16 protein-coding genes and 1 pseudogene are annotated in these 23,598 nt (G+C 45.6%); 10 read left to right on the forward strand and 7 right to left on the reverse strand.

Annotated elements, in window-relative coordinates:
• Nucleotides 1–95: 95 nt before the first annotated feature.
• The 3 genes from QUB10_RS10340 to QUB10_RS10350 all read right to left on the reverse strand — a co-directional run bounded on the left by QUB10_RS10340 (nt 96) and on the right by QUB10_RS10350 (nt 3,517).
• On the reverse strand, nt 96–1,040 hold the full coding sequence (locus QUB10_RS10340; RefSeq protein WP_333201794.1) for an FTR1 family protein: 945 nt from the start codon (nt 1,038–1,040) through the stop codon (nt 96–98).
• Nucleotides 1,041–1,127: 87 nt separating this feature from the next.
• The gene (locus tag QUB10_RS10345; RefSeq protein ID WP_333201796.1) at nt 1,128–2,348 is read right to left on the reverse strand and encodes a helix-hairpin-helix domain-containing protein; all 1,221 of its coding nucleotides are present in this window, start codon (nt 2,346–2,348) and stop codon (nt 1,128–1,130) included.
• A 164-nt stretch (nt 2,349–2,512) separates the two neighbouring features.
• Nucleotides 2,513–3,517, reverse strand: a complete 1,005-nt coding sequence (locus QUB10_RS10350) for a multicopper oxidase domain-containing protein (RefSeq protein WP_333201798.1) — start codon at nt 3,515–3,517, stop codon at nt 2,513–2,515.
• A gap of 207 nt (nt 3,518–3,724) precedes the next feature.
• Between QUB10_RS10350 and rppA the strand changes: the two genes are divergently transcribed.
• From rppA to rpmB, 6 genes are all read left to right on the forward strand, one after another.
• Nucleotides 3,725–4,414 (forward strand): two-component system response regulator RppA, encoded by a 690-nt coding sequence (gene rppA, locus QUB10_RS10355; RefSeq protein ID WP_333201800.1) that lies wholly within the window; start codon nt 3,725–3,727, stop codon nt 4,412–4,414.
• 86 nt (nt 4,415–4,500) lie between these two features.
• Nucleotides 4,501–4,731 (forward strand): hypothetical protein, encoded by a 231-nt coding sequence (locus tag QUB10_RS10360; protein WP_223300653.1) that lies wholly within the window; start codon nt 4,501–4,503, stop codon nt 4,729–4,731.
• Nucleotides 4,728–5,075, forward strand: a complete 348-nt coding sequence (locus QUB10_RS10365; RefSeq protein ID WP_333201803.1) for a type II toxin-antitoxin system PemK/MazF family toxin — start codon at nt 4,728–4,730, stop codon at nt 5,073–5,075. Before QUB10_RS10360 ends, QUB10_RS10365 begins: the two co-directional genes overlap by 4 nt.
• A gap of 20 nt (nt 5,076–5,095) precedes the next feature.
• The gene (rppB, locus tag QUB10_RS10370; protein WP_333201805.1) at nt 5,096–6,427 is read left to right on the forward strand and encodes a two-component system sensor histidine kinase RppB; all 1,332 of its coding nucleotides are present in this window, start codon (nt 5,096–5,098) and stop codon (nt 6,425–6,427) included.
• 638 nt (nt 6,428–7,065) lie between these two features.
• Complete coding sequence (gene htpG, locus QUB10_RS10375; protein ID WP_333201807.1) at nt 7,066–9,054, forward strand: molecular chaperone HtpG; 1,989 nt, start codon at nt 7,066–7,068, stop codon at nt 9,052–9,054.
• Nucleotides 9,055–9,401: 347 nt separating this feature from the next.
• Entirely contained in the window at nt 9,402–9,638 is a 237-nt protein-coding gene (gene rpmB / locus QUB10_RS10380) for a 50S ribosomal protein L28 (protein WP_242724808.1), read from the forward strand.
• A 78-nt stretch (nt 9,639–9,716) separates the two neighbouring features.
• On the opposite strand, the gene QUB10_RS10385 is transcribed toward rpmB, so the two are convergent.
• From QUB10_RS10385 to proS, 3 genes are all read right to left on the reverse strand, one after another.
• Nucleotides 9,717–11,783 carry an adenylate/guanylate cyclase domain-containing protein gene (locus QUB10_RS10385; RefSeq protein ID WP_333201809.1) on the reverse strand — a complete coding sequence of 689 codons (2,067 nt, stop codon included), beginning with the start codon at nt 11,781–11,783 and terminating at the stop codon, nt 9,717–9,719.
• Nucleotides 11,784–11,896: 113 nt separating this feature from the next.
• Nucleotides 11,897–14,869, reverse strand: a complete 2,973-nt coding sequence (locus tag QUB10_RS10390) for an adenylate/guanylate cyclase domain-containing protein (RefSeq protein WP_333201811.1) — start codon at nt 14,867–14,869, stop codon at nt 11,897–11,899.
• 446 nt (nt 14,870–15,315) lie between these two features.
• Nucleotides 15,316–17,226, reverse strand: coding sequence for a proline--tRNA ligase (gene proS / locus QUB10_RS10395; RefSeq protein ID WP_333201813.1), 1,911 nt, complete (start codon nt 17,224–17,226; stop codon nt 15,316–15,318).
• Nucleotides 17,227–17,311: 85 nt separating this feature from the next.
• Here proS and QUB10_RS10400 point away from each other — a divergent pair, with 85 nt between their 5' ends.
• From QUB10_RS10400 to QUB10_RS10415, 4 genes and pseudogenes are all read left to right on the forward strand, one after another.
• A complete protein-coding gene (locus QUB10_RS10400; protein ID WP_333201814.1) occupies nt 17,312–17,617 on the forward strand; it encodes a hypothetical protein in 306 nt (101 codons plus the stop codon).
• 287 nt (nt 17,618–17,904) lie between these two features.
• Entirely contained in the window at nt 17,905–18,906 is a 1,002-nt protein-coding gene (locus QUB10_RS10405) for a hypothetical protein (RefSeq protein WP_333201816.1), read from the forward strand.
• Nucleotides 18,907–18,975: 69 nt separating this feature from the next.
• A pseudogene (locus QUB10_RS10410) lies at nt 18,976–19,299 on the forward strand (hypothetical protein); the annotation flags it as partial.
• 368 nt (nt 19,300–19,667) lie between these two features.
• The gene (locus tag QUB10_RS10415) at nt 19,668–22,829 is read left to right on the forward strand and encodes an MFS transporter (RefSeq protein WP_333201818.1); all 3,162 of its coding nucleotides are present in this window, start codon (nt 19,668–19,670) and stop codon (nt 22,827–22,829) included.
• Nucleotides 22,830–22,915: 86 nt separating this feature from the next.
• On the opposite strand, the gene QUB10_RS10420 is transcribed toward QUB10_RS10415, so the two are convergent.
• Nucleotides 22,916–23,503 (reverse strand): Uma2 family endonuclease, encoded by a 588-nt coding sequence (locus QUB10_RS10420; protein WP_333201819.1) that lies wholly within the window; start codon nt 23,501–23,503, stop codon nt 22,916–22,918.
• Between the last annotated feature and the right edge of the window lie 95 nt (nt 23,504–23,598).

The raw sequence follows: 23,598 nt of genomic DNA on the forward strand, positions 1-23,598 counted from the left end.
CTAAGAAGTTAGGGGCGCATTAGTTATTAGCAAGAAACAACTGCCTCTTGCATTTCGACTACAAAGCCGATCGCTTTTCGATCGCACTTTATTTACTATTTCGTTACCTGTGTTTTTTTGAATGGGAAAAACACTCGACCAGCTAAACTTTGAAAGTAGAGGCCACCGATGGTAATTAAAAAGCCGAAATAAGCCATGCCCTGCACTAAATAAAGCTTATCCGTGTAGCCAAACAGCGCACTCAACAACAAACCGGGAAACTTTTCTTCGGGAAGCAGTTTCGAGGTATTCCAGACCATTGGCCCGAGAATGCAAGAGTGGATTTTAGTAAATCTTTCGTAATAGAAACACAGTGCTGCTGATTCGCGATTTGCTTGCGATAAAATATTCACCGCACTGTCAAATAATCCCAAAGTAGATACCACTAAACCCGCTACAATGAAGAGCAATAAAATGCCCATATATTTAAAAAACAGGCGGATATTAATTTTGACTCCCCATTTAAACAGCAGCACACCAAGTGCGGTGGCTGAGAGAATGCCCGCCAAAGCGCCGAGGGCTGGAATAATCCCTTGTTGAAACTTCGCGACGACAAACAAAACAGTTTCAAACCCTTCGCGCAAAACGGCAATAAAAACTAAACTAAATACGCCCCAACCGGCATGAGAGTTTTGCGTTAAGGCGGCACTCACAGCGCCTTCGACTTCGGCTTTCATAAATCGCGCTTGCTTGGTCATCCAAATCAGCATCCAACTCAGCATTGCTATTGCTATAACCCCAAAGGTTGCTTCTAGCAGCGACTCCATAATCGGTGCAAAAGGCTGATTGGATGCGGACAAAATTTGCATAGTCCAGCCGAAAAGTACACCTATCAAAGCGCTGGCAATAAGTCCAACCCCAACACCGCCGAAAACCCAAGGACTTAAATAACTTTGTCCTGATTTTTTGAGGCAAGCGAGAACGATGCCGACAACTAAGGCGGCTTCGACTCCTTCGCGGAGGGTAATTACAAATGTGGGCAATGCTTCGCCAAAATTCATTTTTTTATGGTGGGAATGGGACTGGTTAAGGAGCGAGGTAATTGGCAGATTATTTACCAATTACCGCTCTTGATGAGAGTGATATTTTTAAGATGCGGGTTTGAGAACTTTTTGGCTGTCGCTTTCGATCGCTTTAACTAGCTGGTTGACTTGTTCGGTCGTTTTTACGGGGGCGGAGGGCGCGATCGCAGTTGGCCAATTTGCCTTAAGTTCAGTCATGTTGGCAACAATTGCTTTGTCAATTTCCGGGCTAGTTTTAGCCACTTGCTCGGCAATATCTTTGTACAGGCTTTCCGCGTACATGACAAAACCCCGCGAATCTTGATATTCAATAATTGCGGAAATTTTGCCGTTAGCAACTGCGGCTCCGTATTCGGAATTAGCTGTATCTAGCAAGCCGTTAATCACTTGCAGCACGAATTTCGGATCTTTGCGCTGCGCTTCGGGAAGGGCGGCAATTGCTCCGTCAACTGCTTGCATTGATGTGTCAAATTCTGCTTTCACTTGAGCCGGATCTTTTGCACCCGCTTTAACTAAATCCTGCAATTTAATTAAAGTAGTTTTAAATTCGGGAATTTTACGCTCGTTTAGCTGATCTTCCACATCGGCATAAATTTCTTCGACTGGATGGCCGATGTGAGGTTCGGCCTGGTCGGGTTTGCCTTGATCCAATAGTTCTTGGGCTACGAAAAGATGCCCTTTCATCAAGCCAAGTTTAGTCATGTAGTCTACATCTTTGGGCTCGCCTGTCAGCACCACATTTTCAATAGTTACCAAGTCTTTGATTTGGTCGAATTGGGCTTGAGTAATGACATTTTTAGAGACCAATTCTTCGACTTTCCCGTAAGGGCGGCTGGCTTGAATTTTGTTAGAAAGTGCCGGTACTCCTAACTTGGCTTCGAGTTTATCTAACTCTGAAAGAATGGCAGTATTGATGTTGATGCCGCCTTTGCCGCTGTGAGTCCCGCTGTGACCGCTTGTGGATGCGGGACTGGCTGTAGCAGCAGGTGAGGGTGTGCTGTCGGTGTTGCTGGCTGTGGGCGTGGAAACGCAACCGGTCAGAGCAACGAGGATGGCTGTAGCGGTTGCTGTAGGTAATAAACGATATCTTGCAACATTTGCAGCAACCCTGCTACGGGCGGGCGAGACGCCCACCCCACAAGAAAAGTCATTGTTTGTGGAACAGGCATCTTGCCTGTTCTTGGGGATGCCCACCCCACAAGAAAAGTCATTGTTTGTGGAACAGGCACCTTGCCTGTTCTTAAGAATGGTGCAAGATGTGAGTAATAAACGAAAAGTTGATAACATGGCAGTTGCTAATTTTTACGTTATGTGCATTTGGACTCACAGGTTATTAAGAAATATTCTCAATTATTTGCGAGCTATTCATTCTACCTATTTGCGATCGAGCTTGTCAAATAATTTCATACTTTCTTTATTTGAATCGGCGCAGCGTGGTAGCAGGATGTGGGTTAAGCGATGACTTCAAATACCCCCATGCAGCCTGCTTCGGCGATCGCATCTTGATGGGGATGAAACATAAATTTTCCAGCGTAGCCGTAGGTAAATTCTAAAATATGCCGTTCAGCTACTCCCATTGTGATTACATCAGTTCTTTCACTGGGAGTCAAAGTCATTCCTGTGCGATATACGTCAAAAAAGTTGGCGTGCAGGTGAAAAGTCACTGCCGCTTCATACTCAATCATGTTGAGAACGTACAGCCGGATTAGCTGATTTCGGTAAATAGGGAGCGGGTTGTTCATGTAATAATTGGGCAACCCGTTAAAAGCGTAAAGTTCGTTTTTTTCGTCGTCGTTTACGTCGTATCCTCCCATGATTAACAAGATTTCATCGGCGGGAGGGCGGGGTTTTGGCGGATCGATGATGAACATTCCATAGAGTCCTTTACCTATATGGCGAGTTACGGGCTCAATATGGCAGTGATATAGATGCACTCCGTAGGGATTGGCATCGAATTCATAAATAAATACCGAACCGTGTTTAACTGGTTTAACGCCATCCATTTCGCTGGTATGAACGCCGTGAAAGTGCAGCGAATGAGAATCTCCGGCTTTGTTATAAAAAATGACGCGGATTCGATCGCCCTCTGTTGCCCTTAATGTCGGCCCCGGCACGCGATTGTTGACGTTCCAGGTGTTGAAAGCGACGGCGCTGTTAAGTTGGACGATCGAAGTATTAGCTTCCAGGCGAAATTCGCGTACCGTGCGCCCGTTTTCGCGCGTCACGGTGCCGTAATCAAAATCCCGCGCAATTTGCATCGGGTTGATATTGCTGATGGTGAGTGCATCTGCGGGGATTGGCGGTATTCTCGCAACTGATGTGGGTTTGCGAGTCAAGTTTTGAAGTGCGATCGCGCCGCCCGCTACCCCAGCCCCAGCTATTCCTAGCTGTAGCAGTTGGCGGCGGCTCCAGCGTCCCGGCTTTTTCATGGCAGGACGATCGGATAAATCTGTCATAACTTATTGAAAAACTTTCTCAAAAATTTACTCGTCGTTGATTATAAGACATTACCAGCTTGTTGTCAATTATTCTCAACTGTTCTCTTTTTCTGCGAAGTCAGAAAATTTCATGCTGATTTCATCTCAGTATGTGAGCTTAAAGATTGGGGTAGATGCTGCCGATCGCTAACAATGTATAAGGATTTACCGCTATAAATTAGAGTTATGAGAGTTTTGCTAGTTGAAGACGAGCCAGATTTAGGGAAAGCGATCGAGCGAACCTTAAAGCAGGAAAAATATATAGTTGATTGGGCCCTAGATGGCAGTGAAGCTTGGGAATATTTAGAAAGCCAGTGGATGCAATATAACCTGGCGATTTTTGACTGGTTGCTACCAGGATTGTCGGGATTGGAACTGCTGCGGAGATTGCGTGCTAAACATAGCGCACTGCCCGTATTGATGCTGACAGCAAAAGACCGAATGGAAGATAAAGTTGCGGGACTAGATGCCGGAGCTGACGATTATTTAGTCAAGCCGTTCGGGATGGCGGAACTGTTAGCAAGATTGCGGGCTTTGCAAAGGCGATCGCCCCAAATTCAACCGCAACAGCTACAGGTAGGAAATCTGGTTTTGGACTGCGGAAATCGAACTGTGTGCCATCTCGATCGAAGTGGTAACAGCCAGATAATTTCTCTAACAAACAAAGAGTTTCAACTGCTAGAATACTTTATGAAACATCCCAACCAAATTATCACCACTGACCAAATTCGGAATCAGCTATGGGAGGCGAGTGCAGATAGCTTTAGCAATGTGGTAGCAGCTCAAGTGCGCTTGCTGCGGCGCAAACTTGAGTCTGTTGGCGGCGCTAATTTAATAGAAACCGTTCACGGCGTCGGATACCGCATGAGAAATTAAAGCTGTAGGGGCAACAGCGGGCGGATTATATCTCGTTTCCAGTATCTGGCTATAATATAGAAAACTCGATCGGAAAAATGACTGCCATGAAAGATTTAATCCAACAAGAGTTAGAAAAGCTCGATATAGAACAACTCAAACAAGTATTTGAATTTATTGCTTTCCTGAAATTTCGTGCCAAATTAGTTACTATTCCAGCAATCGATGAAACTAACTTAGCTGCACTCTACAGCGAATTTGCCGAAGAAGACCGACAACTTGCGGAACTCGGAATGAGCGAATATGCAGAACTCCTAAAACATGAGGATTTGCAATGACAGTCAGACGGGGTGAAATCTGGATTGCAGCCCTCGATCCTACGCAAGGTTCCGAACAGGCAGGTGTACGTCCCATAATTATTTTCCAGAACGATACTATTGCGAGATACACGACTACTGTTATCAGTATTCCTCTAACAACTAATCTGCGCCGTGCCTCTCTCCCTTCATCTGTTTTCATTCCCAGCGGTGAGGGAGGATTGACTCAAGATTCCGTTGCATTGTGCCATCAAATGCGAGTTTTGGATAAAACACGCTTGCGAAATAAAATTGGTGAAGTTAATTCAGAGATATTGGTAAAATTAGAAAATAATGTATTATTTACCTTGGGATATTTACCTTAAAAAAGAGCGCTCGACTCAATGTGAATCAAAATAAACTATTTAACCAAACTCGCTGGCAATTAGCCATTTCCTATGCAGCAGTAATGGGTTTGATTTTAAGCTTGTTGGGATTTGGCGTATATAAGGCGATCGCCCACGCTCACTGGGTAGCTATAGACCGGGAATTAGAATCGGTAGCGGGGACGCTACACGACAGCCTAGAACTCAAATTGCAGCAGCCCGGACGCTTGGAGCCTATAGTCAACGAACTTTTGCCCAACCTCCGCCTAATGGGAGTTAAAGGCATTACAGAACAGTTGCCAAGCCGCCATATTTTAAGCGCTATCAACCAAGGCTATTACTATATTCGTTTATTTGATTATTCCGGTAAATTAATTGCTACGGCTGGCGATTATCCAGAAGAATTACCAGCCGGATTTAACTCCCAATACTGGCAAACAATAACTGATACCAAAGGCAATGTTTATCACCAAATTTCTGTAGCGCTACATACCCAAACACAGCAAGATTGGGGATATTTTCAAGTTGGGCGGAGCCTGCAAGACTTTAATGATTATCTCAGTACAGTGAAATGGGTTTTGAAATTAGGATTGCCTACAGCATTGATTTTGATAGGCTTTGCTAGTTGGTTATTGGCAGGATTAGCCATGAAACCGATTTATTCTTCCTACCGACAAATCCAACAGTTTACAGCGGATGCTGCTCACGAATTGCGGACGCCTTTAGCGGCTTCGCAGGCGACTGTAGAATCGGCGCTGTTGACGCCTCAATTAGATGAAAAAGAAGCGCGGGAAATTTTGCGGACGATCGATCGCCAAAACCGACGGTTAACTCAGTTAGTGGCTGATTTGCTGCTACTGGCTCGCATGGATAATCAAGCGATACGCGATCGCCCTCAATTGTGTTGTTTGAATGACCTTGTTAGCGATTTAGTAGAGGAATTGGCAGCTTTGGCGATCGCTTCTAAGGTAGCGTTAACATCCGAAGTGCGAGTGCAGCAGCAATTAAATGTTGTCGGCAATTCCGACCAACTTTATCGCCTAGTGGCTAATTTAATTGTTAATGCCATTCAATACACTCCCGCGGGCGGGAAAGTAACAGTTATTTTAGATTGCAGCCACATTGAGGCGATCGTTCAGGTTCAAGATACCGGTATTGGGATCGCGGCGGCAGATTTAGAGCGAATATTCGATCGATTCTACCGAGTCAACAGCGATCGATCGCGCCATACCGGCGGTTCGGGACTGGGATTGGCGATCGCCCAAACCATCGCCCGGGCACACCGTGGCACCCTCAGCGCCCGCAGCGAATTGGGGCAAGGCGCTACTTTCCTGCTGCGGTTGCCTTTGTGAGCTACTATTTGACATCTCCCCAGCCCTTTCATAGACGGGGATTCATAAGACTATAATGGAGGTCTTACAGGTGCTGACAAATCACCTCTACACGCTCAAAACAACTACCATTACCAGAGGTATTGCAATTGCGCTTACTTTTGTTTTACTTTCGGAGTCCATCACAACGCCAGATAGGTACGCTCCATGTTCACCATTACTTGTTTACCCAGGCTACGGTCATGCCGAGACGAGATAACGAGCGGGGTTTCTCCTTAATAAAACACTTCTTCACGTAGATGGTTATTCTTACTTGCAATTTAATTATAGCATATTGAGGGCGGTTGAAACCGCCGCCGCGTTCCTCCCCATGATGTAAGCCATTGGCTTCTCGCTCAATTATGGTGAGGGAAACCGAATCATCTTTTTAGGGTAATCCCTTTTGCAGAAGAGAGCACGATCGCCGAAAATCATTAAATAGTCATTAGTCCTCAGTCAGTAGTCAGTAGTCAGTAGTCAGTAGTTAGTAGTTAGTAGTTAGCAGCTAACAACGTATAACAGGAAAATTCAGCTCGACTAACAATTAATAACTAATGACCAATGACCAATGACCAATGACTAATCACGGTTCATTACCGACAAATACCTAGCGAAAAATTATGACAGTTTTAGAACAGGGAACAATCTCAATCCATACCGAAAATATTTTCCCGATTATCAAGAAGTCGCTATACACTGACCACGAAGTCTTCTTGCGGGAACTAATTTCTAACGCCGTCGATGCCATTGCCAAACTCAAAATGGTTTCTCGTTCCGGCGAATACAGCGGCGAGGTGGGCGAACCGCAAATCAACATAGCGATCGACAAAGAAAACAAAACCCTCTCAATTTCCGATAACGGCATCGGCATGACCGCCGACGAGGTAAAAAAATACATCAACCAAGTCGCTTTCTCCAGCGCAGAAGAATTTATTGAAAAATACCAAGGCAGCGGCGAGGACGCAATTATCGGTCACTTCGGTCTGGGTTTCTACTCTTCTTTCATGGTGGCGAAGAAAGTAGACATTGATACTCTTTCTTACCAGGAAGGCGCGCAAGCCGTACACTGGTCTTGCGACGGTTCTCCCGCTTTTGAACTATCAGAATCTTCCCGCACCGAACGCGGCACTACTATTACTCTTACCCTCCAAGATGAAGAACAAGAATATCTAGAACCCAGCCGCATCGAGCACTTAATCAAAACTTACTGCGATTTCATGCCAGTTCCCATCAAATTTGAGGGTGAGGAACTCAACAAGCACAAAGCAATTTGGCGGGAATCAGCCAGCAATTTGCAAAAAGAAGATTACTTAGAACTGTACCGCCACCTTTACCCGTCCCAAGACGAGCCTCTGCTGTGGGTACACCTGAATACAGATTATCCTTTTATTGTCAACGGGATTCTTTACTTTCCCAAACTGCGCCCGGAGGTCGATGTTACCCAAGGGAATATCAAGCTATTCTGCAACCAGGTTTTTGTCAGCGACCACTGCGAAGAAATTATCCCGAAATTCTTGATGCCGCTGCGGGGAGTGATTGACAGTACCGACATTCCCCTGAACGTTTCTCGCAGTTCTCTGCAAAGCAATCGCACTGTGCGGAGAATCGCTGATTATATTGCGAAAAAAGTGGGCGATCGCCTGAAAGAACTTTACCGCGACGACCGTGACGAATACATCCGCTGCTGGCAAGATATCGGCACTTTTGTCAAGTTTGGAACTCTCAACGATGACAAGTTTAAAAAGCAAGTCGAAGATATTTTAATCTACCGCAGCACCTACGAACCAACAGCCGAGAAGCCAGAAACTGTAACGCCAGAAGTTCAGGTGCAAACTGAGGAAGGAGATTTGTGGCAAGATGTAACTCCGAAGTCGGAAACTTCTACTTCAACGCAGCCTTACACGACGCTGAAAGAGTATTTGGAACGCAATCAAAAACGCCACGAAAATCGGGTGTTTTATTGTACAGATCCGGCGTCTCAAGCAACTTACGTTGCTATGCACAAAAGCCAAGGTTTAGAAGTGCTGTTTATGGATTCTTTCATCGACACGCACTTTATTAGTTTCTTGGAACGAGAACACTCAGATGTCAAATTCTCGCGGGTTGATTCCGACATCGACGAAACGCTAATTGACAAAGAGAAAGAAGCGGAAATTGTCGATCCGGCGACCAATAAAACTCGCAGCGAACAAGTTAAGGAAATGTTCCAAAAAGCTCTCAATAAGCCGAAAGTGAACATTCGCACAGAAGCTTTGAAGTCTGACTCTGCGGAGGCGACGCCACCTGCGATCGTACTTTTGCCGGAAGCTTTGCGCCGGATGCGGGACATGACGGCGCTGTTGCTGCAGCAAGCGGCCGAATTCCCAGAAGACCACGTTTTGCTGGTGAATACCTCTCACCCGCTGATTCAAAATCTGGCGAGTTTGAGTCAGGGTGCGATTATTCAAGGTGGCGGCGAGTCTCCGTCGGCCCAGTTGGCGAGTATGATTTGTCACCACGTTTACGACTTGGCTTTGATGGCCCAGAAGGGTTTCGATGCTGAAGGGATGAAGGATTTTGTCGAGCGATCGAATCAAGTCTTGACAAAATTGACTGAACGTGCCATGTAATTAACCCCCCCCCAACCCCCCCTTGCTAAGGGGGGGAGTAAGAGTTTATTTCCCTTGCTGAGCCGGCGATCGGGTGTTTTTTGTCCCCCCCTTAACAAGGGGGGCTAGGGGGGTTCTGCGCTGTTGCTATATAATGAAGCGATCGAATCAAGTCTTGACAAAATTGACTGAACGTGCAATGTAATTAACCCCCCCCAACCCCCCCTTGCTAAGGGGGGGAGTAAGAGTTTATTTCTATTGGTAAAGGGATAAGTCAAGCCTTCTTGCTTCTTGCTTCTTCCTTCTTCCTTCTTCCTTCGGGTATAATGAAATGCTGCACGCAAAAAAACGGTAATCTGGAGCGCAATATGTCACGGAAATGTCAGCTAACGGGGAAGAAGGCGAATAACGGTTTTGCGGTTTCTCACTCGCACCACCGCACTCACAAGTTGCAAGAGGCAAATTTGCAGTGGAAGCGGGTTTGGTGGCCCCAGGAGAAGCGCTGGGTAAAATTGCACCTTTCTACCAAGGCAATTAAAACCTTGGAACACAAGGGTTTGGAAATCATGGCGAAGGAAGCTGGAATTAACCTGTACAAGCTTTAAAAAACTTGGCTAAATTAAAATGAGGGCGATCGCACGCTTGAGAGTGCGATCGCCCTTACTTTTAGAGAAAAACCTTTACTAGAGCAATTTTCTGCCTTGCAGTAAATAAGTAGTCATCTCGCCTTTGCCTTTAACTTCGATCGCACCGCGGTTTTCAAAGAAATACTTTTCTCGCAATTGCTGATAAGTTGTTTCTGTTACCTGAATACTCCCTGGCTTGCCGTGAGATTCCATGCGGGAAGCAGTGTTAACGGTGTCTCCCCACAAATCGTAAATAAATTTTTTAATTCCAATAACTCCGGCAACAACCGGGCCAGTGTTGATGCCGATTCTGATGCTGAAATCTTGATTGTGGATATTGCTGAAGTCAGTAATTGCCTGCAGCATATCGACCGCCATTTCTGCGATCGCTTCTGCATGATCCGGGCGAGGAATTGGCAGCCCTCCTACTACCATGTAAGCGTCGCCAATGGTCTTAATTTTTTCCAAACCGTGCCTTTCTGCTAGGTTGTCGAAGGTCGAAAAGATGTCATTCAGCAAGGCTACTAATTGCGTTGGAGAAACTCGCGAGCTCAATTGAGTAAAGCCTACTATGTCCGCAAATAAGACAGTAACGTCCGCAAAGGTGTCTGCGATCGTACTGTCTCCTCGCTTCAACCGATTGGCTATTTCTTCAGGCAAAATATTCAACAACAAGCGTTCTGATTGTTCCTGTTGAACTTGCAGTGCACTTAAAGTATCATTCAGAGCATTGGTTCGTTCTTTCACTCTAAATTCTAACTCTTCATTAAGCTTGTAAAGAGCCATTTCAGCCCGCCTGCGGTCTGTGATATCCGTACCTATTGCCAGCATTCCCACGAAGTTTCCTGCTGCGTCAAACAGCGGTTTATTTGCCCAGGATACCCAAACGCGATCGCCGCTGCGCCGGATGCTTTCATTTTCATTTCGCGTGTATTGTTCTGGGTTTTGCAAAATATCTCTCACCTTTGCGGCCAAGTCATTTCCTGTTGTATCTGTCTGGGGAATAATTGTTCCCACGGCGTTTTTGCCAATTATTTCTTTTTCATCGTAACCAAAAAAGTTTTGTGCAAATTCGTTAAAAAAAGTAATATTTCCTTCCGTATCTACTTTTAAAATAATGCTGTTAGCATTTTCAACTAATTCCCGATACTTAGTTTCGCTTTGGCGCAGCGAATCCTCTGCTGATGCGCGTTCGGCTACAGTGGCGGCCAACAGCAGCGATGTAACTACAATTACGCTCATAAAAGCCTGCAAAAATAAGATTGCCTGATTTATATTTTCCGCTTTGGCAAGAAAAGGGCCGCCTCCCTGAGAACCGCCCCAAATGGCGATACTGGATACAATGAAAGATGCTAAAATACCCCCGCCCTGACCGAATTGAATGGTTGCCCAAATTACTAAGGGAAATGGCAAGTATTCGAGGGGATAACCGGAGAGATTACTTTCACTTTTTGAGTTGTAGACTAGCCAACTGACTGTTACTAATAACAGCAGGCATATTCCGGCACCGATGCGATTTACAATTGTTTTATAACCTGTATTTTGTGAAGGGCTGGGCGCTTGTTTGTGGTTGTATATAATCAACAGCAGGGGAGTAAAAATTAAAACTCCTAATGTATCTCCGAGATACCAATTCCATCTAACGTTCCAATATTCGCTCCAGTCAACTAAACCAGTTACACAGAAGCGTAGCGTGCCGAGAGTGCAGTTGATTTGAGTGGCAACTACAGCACCGCTGAAAACTAAATTGACTACATCTATCAGCCGATTTAGTGACGGGCGAAACTTGAGTTTATGCAACAAAGTAAATGCAGACAAAGCTTGTAAACAAGCACAAAAAGCACTAATTATTGCACTTATTATGGAGATATTTAGATTAATAGTCTCGTAAAAAAATACGCCTAAAGCTATTCCCGGCCACACCTGCCGCCCGAACAATAAAAGTGCAGCTTGTGCAATTCCTGCGGGTGGCCAGACGCACGTACCTAATTTATTTACGCCGGGGATTGAAACTGCTATTTTTGCTCCCAAAGCGTAAGCAAAAGCAATGGCAGCTATTTTTGCTAAGTATTGCCAAGTTCTAGATTGAGGAAATCGCAGAAAGTGAGTTTTTTTGGAAATCATACACAGTGTTATATTTTTAACTAACTATAGCAACCGCGCCCGAAGATTAGGAGATGCTTAATTCTGAAACATGACTTCTTATATTACTTCTTCCTTCTTCATTCTTCCTGATGCTATAACTTGATGCCGGTAAGAAAATAAGTGTTCATCTCGCCTTTGCCTTTAACTTCGATCGCGCCTCGACTTTCAAATACATACTTGTCCTGCAATATATCATAAATTGCAGACGTGACTTGAATACACCCAGGCTTGCCGTGGGATTCCATGCGGGAAGCGGTGTTAACGGTGTCTCCCCATAAATCGTAAATAAATTTTTTAATACCGATTACTCCGGCGACAACCGGGCCGGTGTTAATGCCAATTCTGATGCTAAAATCTTGATTGTGGAGATTGCTGAAGTTAGTAATTGCCTGCTGCATATCGAGGGCCATTTGGGCGATCGCCTCTGCATGATCGCTGCGGGGCATGGGCAGCCCTCCTACTACCATGTAAGCGTCGCCAATGGTCTTAATTTTTTCCAATCCGTGCTTTTCTGCTAGGCGATCGAATGTCGAAAAAATGTCGTTAAGCAAGGAAACTAATTCGGGGGGAGAAATTTGGGAACTAATTTGGGTAAAACCGACTATATCTGCAAATAATACTGTTACTTCGGAAAATGTATCGGCGATGATGCTTTGGTCTTGTTTTAATCTATCGGCGATTGGTTGCGGTAAAATGTTGAGTAGGAGACGGTCAGATTTTTCTTGTTCTAAGCGCAAAGCTGCTTCAGCTTGTTTGCGAGTTGTGATATCTTGAACAGTACCTTCGTAATAAAGCAAATTTCCGTAGGAATCGCGCACGGTATAAGTATTTTCCGAAATCCAAATTATACTGCCATCTCGGCGGTAAATTTGAGATTCAAAATCCGATACTTTGCCTTGTTCTTCTATTAAGCGGACAATTTCTGCCCGGCGTTCGGGGTCAACATAAAGTTGTTGGCTAATATCAGTTAGTGTACCCACCAATTCCTCGCGTGAACTGTAACCGTAAATGCGAAGCAAAGCAGGATTGGCGCTGAGATATTGCCCATCTGGGGTAGTTTGAAAAATGCCGACGATCGCATTTTCAAAAATGCTGCGGTATTTTTCTTCAGCTTGCCGCAGCGCTTCTTCAGCCCGCTGGCGTTCTCGCGCTTCCATTGCGAAAGTTACAGAGTCTGCTAGAGAAACAGCGAAACTTTGTTCTTCAATCGTCCAAAAGCGGGGCATTCCTACGTGTTCTAAACAGAGAACTCCTGCTGTTTTTCCGCCTATTTGAATCGGCGTATCTAGCATGGAAGTGATGCCGAACGGAATTAGGTAAGATTCCGCAAATTCTCTAGTTCTAAAATCTTTTTGTGCGTCAAAGGCAGCAATTGCGCGTTCTTCTCGCAGTGCTTGAAAATAGACAGGATAGTCTGCTGCTGCTAATTCCAAGCCGTGTGAGTGCTGGTTGAGAGTGCGATCGAACAAATCTAGGCACTCGATCTTGGATTTAGTGCGATCGTACAGCCAGACGCTCGATCGGGCAACTTCCAGAGTACGGCTAGCAGTTTCAGTTATTTCTTGAAGCGCTTTTGTTAAGTCGCCTTGATTCAGCGCTTTATTTTTGGCTAAATCAATTAATGCCGATTTCTGTTTTTGTAGCTGAAGTTCGCTTTGTTTCAGGGCATTTGTCCGTTCTTCAACTCGGATTTCCAGCTTTTCATTAAGCTTTTGCAACGCTATTTCAGCTTTTCGGCGATCGGTGATATCTGTCCCGATGCAGAGGATGCCCAAAAGTTTGCCCGCTGCATCAACCAGCGGTTTATTTGCCCAAGATACCCAAACCCGATCGCCACTGCGCCGGATATTTTCATTTTCATAGCTGGTAAAGCGATCGGGATTTTGTAAAATTTGACTATAAACCAACTCTAAGTTATTCCCTTCCATGTCCGTCTGTGGAATAATGGTTCCCAAGGCATTTTTCCCCAGAATTTCTTCCTCCTTGTAACCAAAGAATTTTTCGGCAAATTCGTTAAAAAAAGTAATATTGCCATCAGCATCCATTTTCAAAATAATACTGTTAGCATTTTCTACCAATTCTCGATACTTAATTTCGCTCTCCCGCAGAGAATACTCTGCTGATGTGCGTTCAGCTACTGTCGCTGCCAATAACAGCGAGGTAATCGTAATTACACCCATAAAAGCTTGCAAAAATAAGATAGCCTGATTAATATTGTCAGCTTTAGCTGTGAAGGGCCCCCCTCCATGAGAACTGCCCAAAATTGCGATAATTGAGACAATAAACGATGCTAGGACAGCGGCTCGCTGACCGAATTGAAGCGCCGCCCACATTATCAAAGGAAACGGCAAATATTCCAGGGGATAACGAGAAATAGAAGCTTCTTGTTTCGACTCAAAGACCAGCCAGCTCACCAAAATTAATAATATTAACCATACTCCTCGCTCAATTAAATAATTTTTCTTTGTTTCTGTTTGTATTTTTAAACGATCGGCGGTTACTTGAGGACGAGTTAATATTAAAATTAAGGGAGTTATAATTAAAACTCCCATTGTGTCTCCCAACCACCAATTCCATCGAGTAGACCAATATTCGCTCCACTCTATTTTGCCAGCTAAATATAGAGAAAATGCGCCAATAGTGCAACTGATTTGAGTAGCAATTAGACCGCCAAACAAAATTAAATTAATTACATCTTTCAATCGCTCGATAGAGGGACGAAACCGGAACCAGCTCAGGGCGGTTACTGCAAAAACAGCTTGCAGAATCGCCCCGGCGTTTCCTCCCAGCCAAACCACGAATATTTGTTCATTTGGGTTAACCAAATTGAGCAAAAATGTACCCAAAACTATGGCAGGCCAGACTTTACTCCCAAACAATAAAAGTCCAGCTTGTGCAATTCCTGCGGGTGGCCACACCGAGGCGGCAAAGGGACTAACACCTTGAATTGAAATTGCTAGCCTCGCTCCCACGGCGTAAGCGACAGCAACGACAGTTACTTGGGCTAAGTACCGCCCAATTCGGGACTGAGGGAATCGCAGAAACTGATTTAGGTTCAGATTCATACCGAGTTTTAAGTTTTAGGGAATTTCACATCTCAAGGAAGAGGGAAGAAGGAAGAAGGAAGAAGGAAGAAGGAAGAAGGAAGAGGGCAGGGCTGTTTCATTCTCACCAAAAACATCATTTTGTAGGGGTAGTGCCCCCGTGCCTACCCCCTCTACCAACGATCGAATGGGTGTTTCAGCAATCGGGGCAACCACGGGGGGATTGCCCCTACAAAGAATGGAAAAGCCCTGGGGAAGAGGGGGGAGAATCTCATATTTATAAAAACACTTCTTCTGGCTCCTTCTTTCTGACTCTTTCCTCCTGTCTCCTGCCTCCCAACTCCAATTTCTAGCTGGGCTGAAAAAGTGAGATGCTCCCAAGAGGCTCGCAATGTAGGGTGTACACCGGGCACATTGCGAGCCTAAATGTAGGTGCGCGGTGCGCGCACCTTACCAATTATAAAGGCTTAGTTGATGGCGGCTTCAATCCACTGTTTTAAAGTAGAATTTACTTCATCAATGAGAATTTCATGGGATTTGTGAGTTGCTCTTTCCACGACTTCAACTTTTCCTGCTTTCAGCGAACGACCCGGAACAATGCGATAGGGAATGCCGATTAAATCAGCATCTTTGAATTTAACTCCGGCTCGTTCGTCGCGGTCATCTAGTAGGGTTTCAATGCCAGATTGGTTGAGTTCTGCGTAGAGTTTTTCGGCGACTTCTACTTGTTGGGCGTCGGAAATATTGGGGATGCTAATTATGGCGTGATACGGGGCGATCGCCACTGGCCAAATTATCCCGTCTTTGTCGTAGGATTGTTCTACGGCCGATTGAGCTAGCCGCGACACGCCGACGCCGTAGCAGCCCATCATAAAGGGCATTTCTTCGCCTTGTTCGCTGGTGTAGGTAGCGCCCATTGCTTGGGAGTATTTGGTTCCTAATTGGAAGATGTGGCCGACTTCGATGCCTCTGGCGCTTTGCAAGGTTTGTTCGGGATTGTGCACTGCCCGATCGCCCTTTTTGGCTGTTCTGACACCCACAACCGTTGCTGGTAGCGGAAATTCTTTATCCCAATTAGCCCCGACCACGTGGTATCCTGATTCGTTTGAACCAGTGACAAAGTTGGTCAGGTCAACTGCAGTGCGATCGACCAAACGCAAAAACTTGGGAGAAACCCCCCCTTGCCCCCCCTTGGTAAGGGGGGGATTTGAGTCTTCTTGCCCCCCCTTGGTAAGGGGGGGATTTGAGTCTTCTTGCCCCCCCTTGGTAAGGGGGGGTTGGGGGGGGTTGGAGGCGATATAATCATCAGCAAGATCCGGAGCCATATAACCGAGAGGTAAAGATTTAGCCGCCCATTTCCGCTGAGCTTCCGCATCGGGAACAGTCAGAAATAAAACAGTTTTAGCTTGATAATTTCCCGCTAACTTCGTCAATTCATTCAGCAACTTTACCTGATTAACATCTTGGTCGCCACGAATGCTTACCAATACCAAGACTGTGATGCCATTGTCGTAAACAGCTTGGTAAAGCACATTTTTGACAACTTGCGTCGGAGAACATTTCAAAAATTTGCAAAGTTTATCAATTGTTTCAGTTCCCGGCGTTTCCCGCTTTTCAAACGTTGCAAAGGGCGACGGTTCCACATCAGCAGGCATCGATACAGCCTTTTCCACATTAGCTGCATACTGACCATCTTCAGTATAAAGAACTTCATCTTCTCCCGCTTCAGCCAACACCATAAACTCTTGAGAACCAGAGCCGCCAATTGCTCCAGAATCAGCATCTACTGCTCGGAATTGCAAGCCCGATCGTCGCAGCATATTGCTGTAAGCTTGAGCCATATCCTGATAAGTTTTTTTCAAACTTTCTTCGTTAGTGTGGAAAGAATAGCCATCTTTCATAATGAATTCGCGACCGCGCATCAACCCAAAACGCGGGCGAATTTCATCGCGAAACTTAGTTTGAATTTGATAAAGATGTAAAGGCAATTGCCGATAGGAACGAATCATATCTTTAGCAATTGTAGTAATTACTTCTTCGTGAGTTGGGCCCAGTCCCAATTCTCGCTGCTGCCTATCTGTCATGGCAAACATAATACCTTCAGCTTGAGTGTAGGTGTCCCAGCGGCCGGATTCCCGCCACAAATCGGCCGGTTGCAATTGCGGGAGGAGACATTCTTGAGCGCCGGTAGCGTCCATTTCTTCGCGCACAATTTGAGATACTTTTTTGAGAACTCGCCACATTAAAGGTAGATAAGCGTAAATTCCGCTACCGATGCGCCGGATGTATCCGGCACGGAGTAATAGTTTGTGGCTAGGAATTTCTGCTTCTGCCGGGTCTTCGCGCAGGGTAACAAAAAGCATTTGAGATAGTCGCATGGCTGATTTCCTTAAAATACCGGATGAGTGTAATTTTAGATCAACTTCTGATATTATCAGAACTAAGCCCGATTTGATTAAATATATGAATAAAATTTGGCAAAACTATGAAAAAGGTATGGTAGTCTTTGATAATTGTCACTCTCCTACTGTGCAATCTCAGTGGCTTGCCTTAAAAGATGAAATAGGAGAATTTGTTCGAGAACCTAATTTAAGCGAAATTTGGGATATTGTTCATGCTGCTGGTCGATTGCTTTACAAACTAATCGGAATTCCCTTATATTTACTGGCCTATCCTACTGTTCGCAAACACAGTCAACGTTTCGAGGAGTACGGCTGTATTCGCAGCATTCGCAACTGTGAGGGTAAATGCTGCGGCAAAAATTCGTAGGGTACGCTGCGGCGCACCTGATATCATGTTTGTTGAATGACGCGCAATTACATTCTAATGACCGACAGCATCCAGGATACCCGCCACGTGATTCATCCGTCCAGAAATAAAAAACCTGTATCCGATGAAACTTGCCGAACGTATTTATCCGTGGGATCAATGCTTCAATCTAAAATCTAAAATCTAAAATCTAAAATGGATTGACCGGATTCAAAAAACAATGCAACTTGAGGCAAGCGCCAAACCCATATCCAGTAACTAATTCCCACTCTAAAATCTAAAATCGCATGACCAGATTTATTCATGATCAATTTGCCAAACAGTATCTGAAAGAACTATTAACCCCTCTCGGTAATGTAGAAACCAGCCGGGATGTTGCTGGAGAAGTAAGGCAGGTTGACGTTTTATTTGCCCCGAAAGCAGAACCGGAAGTCGAAGCAACCGCCCTCGGCATTTTGGGTCAAATTGCAGTAAAACCCGCTGTATTTGAACCCTTCCGCAGCCCCGTCCAAATCGGAGAAATTCGCAGTTGTCTGGGCAAACTCTTCGATATCCACGGCGAATTTGAACGCGCCGCAGCTAGAGAAAATACCCGGATTGCAGAGGCAGACTTGCCCCAACTTTGGATACTGTCGCCGACTGTTTCCGACACGATATTAGCTGGATTTCGAGCGATTCCCGAACCGGAAAATTGGGTAAGTGGAGTTTATTTTATGGGTCCATCTCTGAAAGCAGCGATTATTGCCATTCACCAACTCCCCCGGACTCCAGAAACCCTGTGGCTGAGAGTTTTAGGGAAGGGAAACGTGCAGAAGCAAGCTATTGCCGAATTGAGAGAGTTACCCTCAGATAATGTCTTTCGGTTGAATGCGTTAGAATTGTTGTACAACTTGCGAACGATATTAGAAGTACGTCAAGACATAGATCGAGAAGATCGGGAGTTAATTATGGAACTGTCACCCCTCTACTTGCAACGGTTGGAAGATGCAACTCAGCGCGGTATCCAGCAAGGTATCCAGCAAGGTATCCAGCAAGGTATTCAGCAAGGTATCCAGCAAGGTATGCAGCAAGGTATTCAGCAAGGTATGCAGCAAGCTATGCAGCGCGCTCAACGCCTTATGGTTGAGAGTCTCCTACAACTAAAATTTGGCGAGATTGATGAAGAATTAGCCCAAATAATCGAGCCTTTGATTCAGCTAGAACCCCTCGATCGCACGCGACTAATTAGGCAGCTCGATCGCTCTCAATTACTAGCTCATTTTGAAGATACAAACCAACCGGAATCCTAACTCAGCAGCGCGCTCTACGATAGGTAGGGGGCGCTAAATATCACTTTACTATTTATTATTATATATCTAGAAAATCGGGAGTTAATGATGGAACTGTCACCACTCTATTTACAACGACTTGAAGAAGCAACTCAACGAGGTATCGAGCAAGGTATTCAGCAAGGTATTCAGCAAGGTATTCAGCAAGGTATTCAGCAAGGTATTCAGCAAAGTAAACGCCCGATAGTTGAGAGTATGTTAGAAGTGTATTTTGGCGAGATTGATGAAGAATTATCCCAACTAATCGACCCTTTGATTCAACTAGAACCCATCGAGATCGCGCGACTGATTATGCAGCTCGATCGCCGGGAATTACTCGCTCGTTTTGAGCCTGAAAATCCAACGGAATCCTAAATCGGTAGCGCACTCTACGATATGTAGAGTGCATCACATCGCACTTTACTACTATTGATAATTGGTGGGGATTGCTCCCGCCTCAAACTTGCCAGTTTTATGCGAACTCTGCTGCTACCAATCCCTTAAAAAGTAATTTCTGACTTTAGACGGATTTATTTTTTAGCTTCCAGAGCCATAATAAGCAGTAAGGATGAGATCACTATAGAACTGATTTACCACTCATCCCAATGTCACTAATAAGGCCTTCCGTAAGATAAAGCCGAACCCAAACAAAACCTCATCTAAAGATTACAAACACCCCTAGAAAAAAGTTGGGGGCAATTTTCGCTATGCCGAGTTAGGCATAAAAATTAAGGAGGTAAATTATGTTTCAAAGCGAGTTATTAATGTCGCTGTACACTCCAAAACTCGATAGGGGCCAAATGCCAGTAGAAATGCCAGTACAAATGCCAGTAGAAATAGATGTGCCATTTGACCACCCCGATATCGGAGGGCTGATGTTTTTAAGCCCTCAGTTTTTCGTGGCCTTAATCGCCGGAGTCATTATGGCTTTCGGCTTCCAATTCCTGTTAACAAATTTCTCGATCGCCGCCAAGATATCAAATTGGGACGAGGCTTTACCCGACGATGACGATGATGATGATGAGTCCGAAAGTATAGGCAAGAAAGTTCGGAAAATCGAAGGTTTAGTCGGGGGTTGGATTTTAGTCACCGTTAACCTGGCTTTATTTTTGGCTTGTTTTTTGGCAGTCAAACTAACTTCAATTGCCAGCGTAGACGGAGCGGCAATTATTGGTGTGGTCATCTGGGCTGCGTACTTTTTAACCCTGGTGTGGCTCGGTTCTAGCGCCGTCGGTTCCATGATCGGTTCCTTGATAAAAACTGCTTTTTCAGGCGTTCAAGGGCTCATGGGTACTGCTGGTGCTGCGATCGGCGGCAAGATGGCCAGCGACCAAATGGTCAATACTGTAGAGGCATCTGTGGCTGCTGTCCGCCGCGAATTGAGTTCGGCGGTAGACCCGGATAGCATTCGCGAAACACTGCAAGACTATGTGGGTTCTTTGCAGTTACCGAAACTAGATGTTAAGGAAATTCGCGGTCAATTTGAAAAGTTGCTGGGCGATGCAGATATCAAATCTCTTGCGGGAAGCGACGTTCTGAAGAATGTTAACCGCCAGACTTTTGTGGATTTAGTTAAGAGTCGCACAGACTTTTCTCAAGAGGAAATAACTCAAGTTGCTGACCAACTCGAAGGCGTTTGGAAGCAAACTTTCGGCAAGCAGCAAGAGCAGAAAGACCCGAATTTAGAGTTGGTTGATTTTCTCAAGTTTGCGGCTCCCGATTTGCTGAAGTCTGACGAACTCAACGCCAAGCTGTCTCAAATTCTGGAAAGTAGGGAAAACAAATCGGGCTCGGGCTCAGGCGGAATGAAGCGAGCGATGCAGTTGGGTGTCGAAGCTCTTGTCGGCACTGTTTTGTCGCGGACGGATTTGTCTGATTTGGATGTTGAAAAAATCTCTGGTCAGTTGCAACAACTGACAGCACAAGGGACTCAAAAAGCTAAATCTTTTGCTTCTCAGGTGGGCGATAAAGTGCCTGCGCTGCCTTTCAATACAGCTAAGGCTGATGTGGAAAACTACTTGATGAATGCCCAACCTTGGCATCTCAACCGGGAGACAATCAAGCAGGAATTTAGGGATGTGATTTACGACCCGGAAGCTTCTCCGGGGGCTGTCTTGCGTCAGTTAGAAATGTTTAATCCCGATTATTTTGTAGGGATTCTGGGCCGCCGTGAGGGGTTTGCTCCTGAACAGGTGACGGAAATTGCCGAACAGCTTGAAGGTGTCCGACAAGAAGTGTTGGAAATTGTGCAAGCTGCTGCTGGTGAAGAACAGTCTCAAGATTTGCGGAGTCGGATTGAGAATTATTTGCGATCGACCGGCAAGGAGGAATTGAATCCTGAAGGTATCGAGCGGGATTTCCAAGCGCTTTTGGAAGATCGGGATGCTGGTTTTGAGGCTTTGCGCGATCGCCTGTCGCAGTTTAACCGCGATACTTTGGTGCAGTTGCTGGGTCAGCGGGAAGATTTCAGTCCAGAGGAAGCCGATCAGTTAATCGGGCGGCTCGAAGGTTCGCGCGATCGCGTGATTTCTAAAGCTCAAGAATTGCAAGAGCAAGCGCAATCGAAAGCGCAAGAATTGCGACAAAAGGTAGAAGACTATCTCCGCAATACTAATAAGGAAGAACTCAATCCCGAAGCGATCGAGCGCGAGTTTCAAACGCTGTTAAACGACCCGGAAGCCGGATTCAAAGCGCTGAGAGAACGCTTATCTCAATTCGACCGCGATACGCTGGTGCAGTTGCTGTCACAGCGCCAAGACCTCAGCGAAGAACAGATCAATCAGACGATCGACCGAATCGAATCTGTGCGCGACAACATTATCCACGCGCCGCAAATAGTTGCAGATAGAGCTAAGCAGCAGTACGAGGAAGTTACTGCAAAAATTGGCGATTACCTGCGGAATACAAACCTGGAAGAACTCGATCCAGAAGCCATCAATCGGGATTTGACTAAATTGTTTGAAAATCCGAAAGAGGGTGCTTTGGCACTTCGGGACAGACTTTCTCAGGTCGATCGCGAAACTTTAGTCAAGTTGCTGTCGCAGCGGGAAGATTTGAGCGAAGAACAGATCAATCGGACGATCGATCGCGTGCAAGATTCGATTCGCAGCATCGTGAAATCGCCCCGCCGCTTGGCCTCTCGCGCTCAAAAAACAGTCCGCGATTTCCAAGGAAGTTTGGAAAATTACTTGCGGAATACGGACAAGGAAGAACTCAATCCTGAAAGCATCAAACGCGATTTGCAGTTGCTGTTTAGTGAGCCGGGAATGGGGATGCAAAGTTTGGGCGATCGCCTGAAGCACTTCGATCGATCGACTCTGGTAGCATTGCTGTCGCAGCGGGAAGATATCTCGTTCGATGAAGCAAACAAAATTGCCGACCAAATTGAATCTGTCCGCAACCAAATTGTCGAACAAGTTCAAATGGTTCAGGACAAGTTTCAGTCAGCAATGGATGGTATTTTCGGCAAAATCCGGGATTACCTCAATTCCCTCGATCGACCAGAGCTCAACTACGAAGGCATCAAGCGGGACTTACGCAAAGTGTTTGACGACCCGCAGGCCGGATTTGATGCGATTAAAGAGCGTTTAGGTGAGTTCGATCGCGGTACTTTAGTTGCCCTGCTGAGTTCTCGTTCCGATATTTCCGAGACTGACGCTCACCGAATTGTTGACCAAATGGAAGGAGCCAGGGACAGCGTTTTATTGCGATCGGAACGCCTGCAACATGAAGCCAAAAAACGCATCAAACAGCTCAAGAAAAAGACCAAGCAGCAAGCAGAAGATGCGCGCGAAGCGGCAGCAGCAGCAGCTTGGTGGCTGTTCGGTACGGCTCTGACTTCTGTGGTTGTTTCGGCTTTGGCTGGAGCAATAGCAGTTAACGGGATTTCGGGTTTGTTTAGCTAGATTTTCAACGAGTTTGAAATAAAGTTCTCCTGATTCTAGGCTGGCGTTTTGCCAGCCTATTTTCTTTGGAATAATATCAGAGTCCTTCAGGATTCTATAGTTGGCGGAAATACTCTCGATAAATCGAGCGCCAAGTCGTGAAAATAAGGCAGATTAACAGACTCGTTGGGCAGAAAAATCAGCGTCCTGCGATAACCAAATTGGCCAGGGGCATTCTGATACGGATCGCTGTAACATTCCAAGCAAGTTTGTAATAAATTAAATATCCAATAGTTCGAGATTCCGGCTTCAGCATAAAGGGGGAGCTTAACCTGTTTGTCGTAACTCAAAGAAGAATCTGCAATCTCAATCAGCAACAGTATATCCCCTGGACAGGGGTGAGAGGATAGATAGTCGTCAGGGCGATTTTGGACGATCGCACGATCGGGTTCTGGTTCGCTGTCATCAGGCAGAATAATAGGTTGTTGTCCCCGCAGTGTCGCCCTTTCTCCCAGCAGCTTAAATAACTCGCGTTCCAAGCGTGTCTCGCAAACCGAGTGAGCGGTACCTTTAGCTGCCATTTTCACAAGTTCTCCCTTGATTAACTCAACTCGATCGTCCTCACCAAAGAACCCCAGTTCTGTGAGGCGATGATATTCCGCTATGGTGAAGCGTTTTGCAGTTGCGATCGACATAACAGCCACCTCAATACAGGTATGTTGCGATTATAGGCGATCGGCGATCGGCTAAACAATGCTAATCATGAGAGCCGCTAACAACAATCTTGTCA

Origin of the sequence: Microcoleus sp. B5-D4, assembly GCF_036705145.1 — a bacterium.
In the GTDB taxonomy this organism is placed as follows: Bacteria; Cyanobacteriota; Cyanobacteriia; order Cyanobacteriales; family Microcoleaceae; genus Microcoleus.